Genomic DNA, 11,177 nt, shown 5'->3' with positions numbered 1-11,177 from the left:
CCGGTGAGGAGTTGTGGCTGCTGCCGGAGAAAGCGCTGTACTGGCCAGCGCAGGAGGCGCTGCTGATCGCCGACGTGCATTTCGGTAAGGCGGCGGCCTATCGCAGCCTCGGCCAGCCGGTGCCCCATGGCACAACGGCGAGCAACATCGAGGTAATCGACGCGTTGCTGGCGCGGTTGCCGTGTCGCCAGTTGATCTTCCTCGGGGATTTTCTGCATGGGCCTGGTTCCCATGTCCCGACCACACTGAATGCGCTGGCAGAGTGGCGAGCGCGGCACGCTGACCTGCCGATGACGCTGATTCGCGGCAACCACGACAAACGCGCGGGCGACCCACCGGCATCGTTGAATATCCGCGTGGTGCCCGAACCATTGCTGCTCGGCCCGTTCGCCTTACAACACGAGCCCGATGCGCATCCGGAACGGCACGTGCTCGCCGGCCACGTGCACCCGGTTTATCGATTGCACGGCAAAGGTCGGCAGAGCTTGCGCCTGGCCTGCTTCAGATTGGGTGAGCGCATCAGCCTGATGCCGGCATTCGGTGCGTTTACCGGCGGCTATCAGGTCGAGCGCGACGACAGTTGCAAGGTCTTCGTGATCGGCGACAACGAAATATGGCCCGTCAGCTAGATCGCAAATCGATCAGGCTGACGGGCCATATTCATGACGGTCGGTCAGGCAACAGGCGCCGGAGGCGGCTCGTCCGGCAGCGTCGGTTCGCCTGGTTCGGTCGGTTGTTCGTTGGGAGTATCGGGATCGGGCTGGCCGGGCACGCCGCCGGACAGGCTCAAAGACGGATTCGCCAGTAACGACCAGGCCAGAACGCCTATCTGATTGGGCTCAAGCCTTGCCAGTTCAGCGCTGATTCGCGGGTCGATCTTCATAGGGCACTCCTCAGTGAAGGCCCGAATTTGTGTGTAACAAAAACGGGCAGTACACCCCATAGAGTGTCTGCCCGCCAAAGAATTCCCGACATCCGTCGGATGGTCGATCAGGTACGCGGCAAGGTTACGCCACGCTGGCCCTGATATTTGCCGCCACGATCCTTGTAGGAAACTTCACATTCTTCATCGGATTCGAGGAAGAGCATCTGCGCCACACCTTCGTTGGCGTAGATTTTCGCGGGCAGATTGGTGGTGTTGGAAAATTCCAGGGTCACGTGACCTTCCCACTCAGGCTCGAGCGGAGTGACGTTGACGATGATGCCGCAGCGCGCGTAGGTGCTTTTACCCAGGCAGATGGTCAGCACGTTGCGCGGAATGCGAAAGTACTCGACGGTGCTGGCCAGGGCGAAGGAGTTCGGCGGAATGATGCAGACGTCGCTGTGGATGTCGACGAAGCTGCCGGCGTCGAAGTTCTTCGGGTCGACAATGGCCGAGTTGATGTTGGTGAACACCTTGAAGTGGTTGGTGCAACGCACGTCGTAGCCGTAGCTCGACACGCCGTAGGAAATCACCCGGCTGTCGTCGCTGCCGCGCATCTGGCGCTCGACGAACGGTTCGATCATGCCGTGTTCCTGCGCCATGCGGCGAATCCACTTGTCCGATTTGATGCTCATGGCGGGTTTGTCCTGAATAGCGAGGTGGAAAAATTCTGTCCGGCATCTTACCGGGCGCGTCGCCGCGTTCAAAGTGCGCAACGCAATTCTCGGCGAACACCCCGTATTTACGCGATGTGGCGACGAACCGTCGCACCGCCGATCCCTAAAACACAGAATCCTTTGCAAGAAACATTGGCACGTTCCGGAAAAAGGGTTAAGGTGGCGTCACTGTGTTGCTTGTGTCACTGAGAATCTCTACACGATATGTTGAATTTCGATCCAACCATCTACAAGAATTTTTCCTGCTCTTTGCACTCAGTCTCGGCCAGGGTTCTTCCTGAGTCGCAGTTATCTTTGTTCAAGGAGTTACACCATGTCTAATCGCCAAACCGGTACCGTTAAGTGGTTCAACGATGAAAAAGGCTTCGGCTTCATCACTCCACAATCCGGTGACGACCTGTTCGTTCACTTCAAAGCTATCCAATCCGACGGCTTCAAAAGCCTGAAAGAAGGCCAACAGGTTTCTTTCATCGCTACCCGCGGTCAGAAAGGCATGCAAGCTGAAGAAGTACAAGTTATCTAACTTGTAGCTTCTTTAGAAAAGAGCCCCGCCCTTAAAAGCGGGGCTTTTTTTGTGTCTGTATATTTTGTTTGCCCCTCTTTTTGCCTCCGCTCTATATGATCCGCGCCCTGGAATCACATGGAAAAAGCAGGATGCAATTCATCTCTTGGAACACATTCAACGCGTTGCTGTTGGCGTTCGCCCCCCCTCTGAATGCAGAGACCAAATCTGATCATCCGACGGTGATTCTCGGCATGAACCCTCGTGCGACATATCTGGCGAAAGGACCAGAAGTCAATGGCCACTCTTCGATGCAACTCAGAGGCGCAGCGCTCCTGACGCTCTCGACTCCTCACGCCTGCGGGAGCAACGAGGTCTATTTGACGCCAGAATCATTGGGCATTCCGAACGAATCATTTCGACGAGCGCTCGGCGAAGTCCAAGACTTGATCGACCAAAAAATCCCCCTGATTCTGACGCTCTCCGCTTGCGAGCGAAAACGCGCTTTCTTCGAAAAGGTACGCCCCTGCACTCCTGAGGAGTGCGCAGACCTGACGAACCCTCTGGCAGACGACAAGCTTTATCTGGACGAGCACCTCAAGCCGATCGGCGAAGGCCTGGCGTTGTACTACCTGAAAATGCCAATGTCCTATGACGAAGAAAAACAGGCGTGGCAAGCACAAATTTTTTACCGGGACACGCGAAGTCTACGCAGCGAGCATTACGTCGACAGAGAAGACTTCGCTTCAGCGAAACCCGTTCTGACATACAAAGCTTACTATCGAAACGGAAAACCCCGCCGGACCTACCAGAATGATGCTAACGGCCTGCGTCAGGGCGAGGCGCTGACATATTCCGAACAAGGGGTCGTCATCAAGCGTGAAAACTACCTCAACAACCATCTCGAGGGTTGGCAATTTATCTATCACGAAAATGGCAAAATCGCTGAGTCCTACAATTGGCATCTGGGCAAGCATGTAGATGGCGAGTATTTGGAATATGACGAGGACGGGACGCTGATCGGGCGCAGCAGTTATCGAAATGACGTTCTCCACGGCCCTGCCCTTGGATACCACTCGAATGGACAGATCAGGTACGAAACCATTTTCATCAACGGCAAATCCCAAGGGCCAAATAATCATTATTTTGATACTGGAGCCGTTGAGACCTCCCGCACCAATGTCGACGGCAAGCCAGATGGCTGGCTAACCACTTACTTCATCGACGGGACAGTCAAAGAGAAACAGTTTTACAGGGACGGTGTGCAACGAAGCTATGAGCAATGGAATGAGCAAGGCAGGCAAACCTTGCAGTGGCAGTGGGATGAAAAACATCGCCAACAGGGCGACTTCAAACAGTGGTACGCGACCGGCCAGCTTAAAGAACATCGAAAATACAAAGACGGCAACCTTCACGGATCATCCACGACATGGCACGAAAACGGTGAGATGGCTTCATTTACCGATTATATCGATGGTGCCGAGCATGGACCGATGCGCTTCTTCAGGAAAGACGGCAGCCTGAGCTACCAATGCCAATACCAGATGGGCGTCAGGCAGGGAGAATGTGTTTCGATTCCCGTCAGCAAGACCAAAGCAGAAAGCTGACAATGAAAAGCCCCGCAATCACGGGGCTTTCTCCATTCTAGCGCAGGTGCTTACCAGGCCACGCCAAACCCTGCGGTATAACGGGTCTTGTTCAGATCCGCATCGTTGGTGCCGCTGATGATGTCGCGCTCGGCCTTTAGGTTGAGCGAGGCCCAGTCGGTGACCTTGTAGCGCAGGCCCAGCTCGGCATCCAGCGCATAATCGGCAACGCCCGACAGCGGCTTGCCGACTTCGCCATTGGTGAAGAACTCGACCTTCTTGCCGATCAGGTAGCGGTTGTAGTCCCACTTCATCGCGACGGAATAGAAGTTGTCCTTGCTGCCATCGCGATATTCGTAATCGGTGCGGTTGAGCAACGAGCCCAGCGAGAACGCGCCAAGTTCGTCGTCCCAGAACTGGTAGCCCGGACCGGTACCGACGACGCGCTGCCGCGCCAGCTCTTCGATGTGATCACGCTTGTAGTTGATGCGCCCCTGCCAGAACCACTGATCGGTGAGGAAACGGTCGAGGGAATATTCGGCGCGCCAGTTGTTGGTGGTGGTTTCCGCATCCTGGACTTCGCGGTTGTATTCCCCCTCGGCGGTATGCCGCCAGCGACCGTGCCGCGCCGATGTCTTGAAGCCGACGTCGTAGTCGTCGGTGTCCTTTTCGGCGCGCTGATAGTCCAGCGCCAGATCAACATTGCCCTTCCACACCAGGTCGGTGACGATCGGCTTGGGCTTGAGAATCTGCTGAATGCTCGCCAGCTCGACCGTCTTCGGCGCCTCGCCATTGGCCAGGGTGACCTTGCCATCGTCAGCCGCCGTCAGCGACTTCGACACTTCACCGGCATAGGCATCCTGCTTCACCAACAGGTGCTGATCGCTATCGAGGGTCTTGACCTCTTTCCAGTCAATCGCCACCGCACCGGCGTATTTGGTCTGGATCAACAGCTTGCCGCCGTCGAATACCGTGATAGTGCCGCTCAGCTTGTCGCCGTTTTTCAACCAGACGGTGTCGGCAAGCAGGGGCGTGGACGCGCTGAAAACAGCAAGGCACAACAAGGTTCTGGGGAACATAAGCAGATCGGGGGCTCAGAGTTGGCGAAAAAGATCGGCATTATCCGGAGGATTTTGCCCATGACAAGGACTGACCGGACTATTTCAATTGAGTTCATTTCTCAATTGCGCCACGAGCGATTACCCTTGTCGCCATCATCACGCCAATGCTCAGGAGCCGCGTACGTGAAAGACCCGCTCGACAGCGTCGAAAATGATGCGCAAATCCGACGCACGGCACTCTACTCGACGCTCGCGCAAGTGCCTGAAGGCAAAGTCGTCAGTTATGGCCAGTTGGCCGAACTTGCCGGGCTGGGCCGCGCCGCGCGCTGGGTCGGACGGACTTTGAGCCAGTTGCCTGGCGACACCAGGCTGCCCTGGCACCGCGTACTCGGCGCCGGCGGGCGCATCAGTCTGCCGGTCGGCAGCCCCTCCGGTGATGAACAACGTGCGCGATTGCGTATGGAAGGCATCACCGTCCAGAACAATCGTGTGGATATTCGGCGCCATGGCTGGCGTCCGGTAGAGCACAGCGGTTAGAGTGCGCGCTTTGTTTTCGCAATTTTGAGGCAGACTTCAGCCCATGCCCCGTAAAACCTGGCGCGCCGCGCTCGCCGCCTATGCCAGTCCTTCGACGCTCGTGCTGTTGTTGCTCGGTTTTGCCGCCGGCCTGCCGTACATGCTGGTGTTCTCGACGCTCTCCGTATGGCTGCGTGAAGCAGGCGTGGCCCGTGAAACCATTGGCTATGCCAGCCTGATCGGCCTGGCGTATGCGTTCAAATGGGTCTGGTCGCCCCTGCTTGACCAATGGCGCCTGCCCTTGCTGGGCAAGCTCGGCCGCCGCCGTTCCTGGCTGGTGCTCTCCCAGGCACTGGTGATTCTCGGGCTGATCGGCATGGGCTTCTGTGATCCGCAAAAACATTTGTCCTGGCTGATCGCCATTGCCGTCGTCGTCGCCTTCGCCTCGGCCACGCAGGATATCGCGGTCGACGCCTATCGCCTGGAAATCGCCGATGACAGCCGCCAGGCCGCCCTCGCCGCCAGCTACATGTCCGGTTATCGTGTTGCTGCCCTGCTCGCCACCGCCGGCGCGCTGTTCTTCGCCGAAGGTTTCGGCTCAACCGGCTTCAACTATAAGCACGCGGCGTGGACCGGCACCTATGTACTGTTTGGCGCATTGATGGTGCCCGCACTGCTGACTACGCTGTTCATGCGCGAACCACCGGTGCCGCTGCGCACGCAGTTGCAGGCCGGGCGCTACACGTTCATGCATCAATTGATGTCGGTGTTCGTGCTGATCGTTTTGCTGGTTTCCGTGCCGGCGATGTTCACCCAGCTGTACAACACGGATTTTGCCGGCGTGCTGTTTGGCGACATGAGCCCGCTCGACCTGCTCCTCGAAGATCGCGCCTTTCTGCGCGCCATCCTCTACATATTGCTGACGGGGATGTGCCTGTCGGCCATGGGCCGGCGCGGACTGGCGCCGGTACTGACGCCGATCAATGACTTCATCCTGCGTTATCGCTGGCAGGCGCTGTTGCTGCTGGGCCTGATCGCCACTTACCGGATGTCCGACACGGTAATGGGCGTGATGGCCAACGTGTTCTACATCGATCAGGGTTTCACCAAGGATCAGATCGCCAGTGTCAGCAAGATTTTCGGCCTGATCATGACCCTCGTCGGCGCCGGCATGGGTGGCCTGTTGATCGTGCGTTTCGGCATTCTGCCGATCCTGTTTATCGGTGGTGTTTCTTCGGCAGCGACCAACCTGCTGTTCGTCATGCTCGCGGACATGGGCCCGAACCTGCAGATGCTGGTGGTGACCATTTCCCTCGACAACTTCAGCTCGGGCCTGGCGACGTCGGCGTTCGTTGCCTACCTGTCGAGCCTGACCAACCTGAAGTTTTCCGCTACGCAATATGCCCTGCTCAGCTCGATCATGTTGCTGCTGCCGCGCCTGATGGGCGGCTATTCCGGCGTGCTGGTCGAGAAGTTCGGCTATCACAGCTTCTTCCTCATTACCGCCCTGCTCGGCGTGCCGACGCTGCTACTGATCGCGCTGCACTGGTTCCAGGAGCGCCGCCGCGAAGGACAAACACCGACGCCCGAGCCTGCACCGACGCCCGTCACCGAAGAATCGTAGGACGCTTCGCCAATGGCGGGAGGAATCCCGCCGCTGGCGCCTTCCGCCGGCCACACTTCTGTACGTCAGCAAAACTCGCCGGTACACTGCTCCGTCATTTCCAGTCATAGCAACCGACAACGGCCAACCATGCGCACCAGTCAATTTTTGCTCGCCACACAGAAAGAAACGCCTTCCGACGCGGTCGTGATCAGCCACCAGCTGATGCTGCGCGCCGGCATGATCCGCAAGCTTGCCTCGGGCCTGTATACCTGGCTGCCGATGGGCCTGCGAGTCATGCGCAAGGTCGAAGCCATCGTTCGCGAAGAAATGAACGCTGCCGGTTCTCTAGAAGTGTTGATGCCGAGCACCCAACCGGCCGAGCTGTGGCAGGAATCGGGGCGCTGGGAAGAATACGGCCCTGAGCTGCTGCGCATCAAAGACCGCCACGGTCGTGATTTCTGCGCGGGCCCGACCCACGAAGAAGTGATCACCGATCTGATGCGCAACGAGTTGAGCAGCTACAAACAGCTGCCAATCAACCTGTACCAGATCCAGACCAAATTCCGCGATGAAATCCGCCCACGCTTCGGTTTGATGCGCGGCCGCGAATTCATCATGAAGGACGCCTACTCCTTCCACGCTGATCAGGCGTCGCTGCAGATCACTTATGACCGCATGCATGAAGCCTACTGCAACATCTTCACGCGTCTGGGTCTGAAATTCCGTCCGGTAGAAGCCGACAACGGCTCGATCGGCGGCGCCGGCTCCCACGAATTCCACGTGCTAGCCGAGTCCGGCGAAGACGATATCGTCTTCAGCAACGGTTCCGACTACGCGGCGAACATCGAAAAAGCCGAAGCGGTGCCTCGGGAAACCTCGCGCCCTGCGCCAACCGAAGAACTGCGCTTGGTCGATACGCCTGACACCAAGACCATCGCGGCGCTGGTGGAAAAATTCAATCTGCCGATTGAAAAGACCATCAAGACCCTGATCGTCCACGCCGAAGAAGAAGGCAAGCTGATCGCGCTGGTGATTCGTGGCGACCACGAACTGAACGAAATCAAGGCTGCCAACCAGCCTGGCGTGGCCAGCCCGCTGGTGATGGCCTCCGATGCCGAACTGCGTGACGCGATCGGCGCCGGCGCTGGTTCGCTCGGCCCGCTGAACCTGCCACTGCCGATCATCATCGACCGCTCGGTCGCGATGATGAGCGACTTCGGCATTGGCGCGAACATCGACGACAAGCACTACTTCGGCGTGAACTGGGAGCGCGATCTGCCGGTTCCGACCGTTGCCGACCTGCGCAACGTCGTCGCTGGCGACCCAAGCCCGGACGGCAAAGGCACGCTGGAAATCAAGCGCGGCATCGAAGTCGGCCACATCTTCCAGCTGGGCAACAAGTACAGCAAGGCGATGAAGTGCGAAGTGCTGGGCGAAAACGGCAAGCCGGTGACCCTGGAAATGGGTTGCTACGGCATCGGCGTATCGCGCGTGGTGGCTGCTGCCATCGAGCAGAACAACGACGCCAACGGCATTATCTGGAGCGACACCCTGGCGCCATTCCAGATCGCGCTGGTACCGCTGCGCTATGAAACCGAGCAGGTGCGCGAAGCCACTGACAAGCTCTATGCCGAACTGACGGCGGCCGGCTTCGAAGTGCTGCTGGACGATCGCGACAAGAAAACCAGCCCGGGCATCAAGTTTGCGGACATGGAGCTGATCGGCATTCCCCACCGGATCGTGGTCAGCGACCGCGGCCTCGCCGAAGGCAACCTGGAATACAAGAGTCGTTCCGAAGCAGAGGCGCAAGCACTGCCGGTGGCCGATGTTGTGTCCTTCCTTCAGGCCCGTATCCGCCGCTGAAACCAGATAGAGACGTCATGTTCAAGCGAAACACCTTAGGCCTCGGTGGCGCCGCCCTGTGCGGCGCCCTGCTGGTCAGCGGCTGCGCCAATCACATGTCGCAACGCAGCGAGCACGAAGAGCGGGTCGAGCGAAAGTTGCTCGATCACAGCCTGCAGATCGATGTCGGCGAGCCCAAGGTGCTCGAGCTGCCGCAGCGACGCGTGAAGATCAACGAGCAGAAGACTTTCGAGGTCACCGAGTTCGAGGTCACCCGTCGTTATGACCGCTACACGCCTTACCAACCCTGGCGCGAAGTCTACGAGATTCCGCTGGGGGCGGTGGCCGTGGTCGGTGGTGTCGGTGCCAACGTGGTCAACGTGTTCGCTCTCGGTAACCTGCCGGATAGCGTCACCAAGGATTGGCTGAGCTACGGTTTCGCCGGGCTCAACCCGTTCATGAACGTGCAGTCCAACGGTCGCGCGCAGCAGAACCTCGCGGGCATCGACGAAGTCCAGCGCGACAAGCGCACGGAGTATTCGAGCCTGCCGTGGAGCGAACGACCGGTGCAGGTCAAGGCCGGCAAGCAGACATTCGACATGACCACTGATCGCAACGGCGTGCTGCGCTTGAACCTGCTCGACAGTCCGTTCGCCGAACATGATCTCAACCATGTTGGCCGCTTGCAGATCAGTGTCGAAGACGCCAAGGACGACGTGCATACCGACTCGACCCTGATGCTCAGCGGCCACCTGCGCGGCAAGTTGATCGAGGCGCACGGGCTGATTTATGACGACCTGGAAGATGATGAGGTGAGCCAGTGGGTACACCGGGTCAAACGCCTGTCGGAGCTGGGCCTGGAAGAAGAAGCCAGCGAATTGGAACAAAGCCTGATCGAACTGACCCGCAATGATCCTGAGTTGCAGACTGAGTTTCTCAAGTCCCTGGCCAAGGATGCCGGGCGCTTAGTGGCTGATCCGGGACCGAATTAAAGCTTAAAAGCTTCGCGAGCAGGCTCGCTCCCCAGAGGAATGCATTCGAACTGTGGGAGCGAGCCTGCTCGCGAAGAGGCCCTGCCAGGCGCCGCAAATTTACCGCTCAAACAACTCCATCTGCTCAAACCCTCCGCGCAAATCCTCCAGCCTCACCCCCACCCCCAACAACCGCACCGGTTTGCCACCGCGGTTGAACGCCTGGGTCAGCATCAACTGATAGCTGCCCAGGTCGCGCCCTGCCCCGGCCTGTTCCAGCGTGGTCTGGGTGAAATCATGAAATTTGACTTTGACGAACGGCTTGCCCGGTCGATAACTGCTGTCGATCCGCGCCATGCGGGTTTTCAGGGTCTCGAGCAGCTCGGGCAGTTTGTCGAGGCAACTGCGCAAGTCCGGCAGATCAACGTCGTAGGTGTTTTCCACACTGATCGACTGACGCCGGCTGTCGTTGTGCACCAAACGGTCATCGATCCCACGGGCGAGATTCCACAAGCGCTCGCCGAAACTGCCGAATTCGCGCACCAGCGCCAGCCTGCCCCACTCGCGCAGGTGCTGGCAGTCGACGATGCCGAGCTTGCCGAGCTTGTCGGCGGTGACCTTGCCGACGCCGTGCAGCTTGCTCACCGGCAGACCACTGACGAACTCCTCGACCTGATCCGGGGTGATCACGAACAAACCGTTGGGTTTTTTCCAGTCGCTGGCGATCTTCGCCAGAAACTTGTTCGGCGCAACGCCAGCTGAGACGGTGATGTGCAACTGGTTGGAGACCCGGCGGCGAATGTCCTGGGCGATGCGCGTGGCGCTGCCGCCGAAATGCGCGCTGTCCGACACATCGAGGTAGGCCTCGTCCAGCGAAAGCGGCTCGATGAGATCGGTGTAGTCGGCAAAGATCGTATGAATCTCCTTCGACGCTTCGCGATAAGCCTCCATGCGCGGCTTGACGATGGTCAGGTCCGGGCACAGCTTCAATGCATGCCCGGAGGCCATGGCCGAGCGCACACCATAGGCGCGCGCTTCATAGTTGCAGGTGGCAATCACCCCGCGCCGATCCGCCGAACCACCCACCGCCAAAGGCTTGCCGGCCAGACGCGGATCATCGCGCATCTCGATGGCGGCGTAGAAACAGTCACAGTCGATGTGGATGATTTTTCGCTGGGTCATGTCGGAAAAAGACAACGTAGCAAGCCGGAGCCGCAGTATCTCATTGGCACCTGTATATAGCACCAGTGGTTGAATGTTCTTTTCCGACCGTAGGAGATTTCCGATGAATTTGTTTTTTCAATCACAGATCAACGGACAATAGAGCTGAAAGCCTTGCGCCACCTGCCCTGCGCGCCGGCCAACCGCCGCAAAAAGACGCTAAGCGCTTGAACCTCAACAGATTTATCCCGATTGACGGTTGACACACTCGCGAACCTCTGTAGAATGCCGCCACACAGACGCGGGATGGAGCAGTCTGGTAGCTCGTCGGGC

At 58.6% G+C, this 11,177-nt stretch carries 11 protein-coding genes; 7 read left to right on the top strand and 4 right to left on the bottom strand.

All coding sequences use genetic code 11. The features are described from left to right. Window positions 1-629: ligase-associated DNA damage response endonuclease PdeM (gene pdeM, locus D6877_RS28565; RefSeq protein ID WP_130912858.1), on the top strand; the 629-nt coding region annotated here is incomplete at its 5' end. A 44-nt stretch (window positions 630-673) separates the two neighbouring features. Here pdeM and D6877_RS28560 read toward each other — a convergent pair. Next, window positions 674-883 carry a hypothetical protein gene (locus D6877_RS28560; protein ID WP_016771389.1) on the bottom strand — a complete coding sequence of 70 codons (210 nt, stop codon included), beginning with the start codon at window positions 881-883 and terminating at the stop codon, window positions 674-676. A 107-nt stretch (window positions 884-990) separates the two neighbouring features. Then, window positions 991-1,557: a dCTP deaminase gene (gene dcd, locus D6877_RS28555; RefSeq protein WP_007940589.1), complete on the bottom strand. Its 567-nt coding sequence runs from the start codon at window positions 1,555-1,557 to the stop codon at window positions 991-993. Window positions 1,558-1,912: 355 nt separating this feature from the next. On the opposite strand from dcd, the gene D6877_RS28550 reads away from it, so the two are divergent. Both D6877_RS28550 and D6877_RS28545 read left to right on the top strand, forming a co-directional pair. Further along, the gene (locus D6877_RS28550) at window positions 1,913-2,122 is read left to right on the top strand and encodes a cold-shock protein (RefSeq protein ID WP_002554837.1); all 210 of its coding nucleotides are present in this window, start codon (window positions 1,913-1,915) and stop codon (window positions 2,120-2,122) included. 131 nt (window positions 2,123-2,253) lie between these two features. After that, window positions 2,254-3,708, top strand: coding sequence for a toxin-antitoxin system YwqK family antitoxin (locus D6877_RS28545; RefSeq protein WP_241662960.1), 1,455 nt, complete (start codon window positions 2,254-2,256; stop codon window positions 3,706-3,708). Between the two features lie 50 nt (window positions 3,709-3,758). Here D6877_RS28545 and D6877_RS28540 read toward each other — a convergent pair whose 3' ends face one another. Next, the gene (locus tag D6877_RS28540; RefSeq protein WP_130912853.1) at window positions 3,759-4,766 is read right to left on the bottom strand and encodes a DUF481 domain-containing protein; all 1,008 of its coding nucleotides are present in this window, start codon (window positions 4,764-4,766) and stop codon (window positions 3,759-3,761) included. Between the two features lie 165 nt (window positions 4,767-4,931). Here D6877_RS28540 and D6877_RS28535 point away from each other — a divergent pair, with 165 nt between their 5' ends. From D6877_RS28535 to D6877_RS28520, 4 genes are all read left to right on the top strand, one after another. Further along, window positions 4,932-5,285 (top strand): MGMT family protein, encoded by a 354-nt coding sequence (locus tag D6877_RS28535; RefSeq protein WP_071174585.1) that lies wholly within the window; start codon window positions 4,932-4,934, stop codon window positions 5,283-5,285. 43 nt (window positions 5,286-5,328) lie between these two features. Then, window positions 5,329-6,888, top strand: coding sequence for an AmpG family muropeptide MFS transporter (locus tag D6877_RS28530; protein WP_024011895.1), 1,560 nt, complete (start codon window positions 5,329-5,331; stop codon window positions 6,886-6,888). 129 nt (window positions 6,889-7,017) lie between these two features. Continuing rightward, a complete protein-coding gene (locus D6877_RS28525) occupies window positions 7,018-8,733 on the top strand; it encodes a proline--tRNA ligase (protein WP_024011894.1) in 1,716 nt (571 codons plus the stop codon). Window positions 8,734-8,750: 17 nt separating this feature from the next. Next, window positions 8,751-9,704, top strand: coding sequence for a hypothetical protein (locus D6877_RS28520; protein ID WP_073475925.1), 954 nt, complete (start codon window positions 8,751-8,753; stop codon window positions 9,702-9,704). Window positions 9,705-9,803: 99 nt separating this feature from the next. On the opposite strand, the gene dinB is transcribed toward D6877_RS28520, so the two are convergent. Next, the gene (gene dinB / locus D6877_RS28515) at window positions 9,804-10,865 is read right to left on the bottom strand and encodes a DNA polymerase IV (RefSeq protein ID WP_130912852.1); all 1,062 of its coding nucleotides are present in this window, start codon (window positions 10,863-10,865) and stop codon (window positions 9,804-9,806) included. Between the last annotated feature and the right edge of the window lie 312 nt (window positions 10,866-11,177).

The organism is Pseudomonas sp. Sample_9 (genome assembly GCF_004307535.1).
In the GTDB taxonomy this organism is placed as follows: Bacteria; Pseudomonadota; Gammaproteobacteria; order Pseudomonadales; family Pseudomonadaceae; genus Aquipseudomonas; species Aquipseudomonas mercuritolerans.
The sequence above is the reverse complement of the archived record's forward strand: the minus strand, read 5'-3'. Positions and strand labels throughout refer to the sequence as shown.

What these genes read in the sequence shown, in the direction of transcription:
- D6877_RS28560 (WP_016771389.1), bottom strand. Translation starts at nt 883, where the DNA reads ATGAAGATCGACCCGCGAATCAGCGCTGAACTGGCAAGGCTTGAGCCC.
- dcd (WP_007940589.1), bottom strand. Translation starts at nt 1,557, where the DNA reads ATGAGCATCAAATCGGACAAGTGGATTCGCCGCATGGCGCAGGAACAC.
- D6877_RS28550 (WP_002554837.1), top strand. Translation starts at nt 1,913, where the DNA reads ATGTCTAATCGCCAAACCGGTACCGTTAAGTGGTTCAACGATGAAAAA.
- D6877_RS28545 (WP_241662960.1), top strand. Translation starts at nt 2,254, where the DNA reads ATGCAATTCATCTCTTGGAACACATTCAACGCGTTGCTGTTGGCGTTC.
- D6877_RS28540 (WP_130912853.1), bottom strand. Translation starts at nt 4,766, where the DNA reads ATGTTCCCCAGAACCTTGTTGTGCCTTGCTGTTTTCAGCGCGTCCACG.
- D6877_RS28530 (WP_024011895.1), top strand. Translation starts at nt 5,329, where the DNA reads ATGCCCCGTAAAACCTGGCGCGCCGCGCTCGCCGCCTATGCCAGTCCT.
- D6877_RS28525 (WP_024011894.1), top strand. Translation starts at nt 7,018, where the DNA reads ATGCGCACCAGTCAATTTTTGCTCGCCACACAGAAAGAAACGCCTTCC.
- D6877_RS28520 (WP_073475925.1), top strand. Translation starts at nt 8,751, where the DNA reads ATGTTCAAGCGAAACACCTTAGGCCTCGGTGGCGCCGCCCTGTGCGGC.
- dinB (WP_130912852.1), bottom strand. Translation starts at nt 10,865, where the DNA reads ATGACCCAGCGAAAAATCATCCACATCGACTGTGACTGTTTCTACGCC.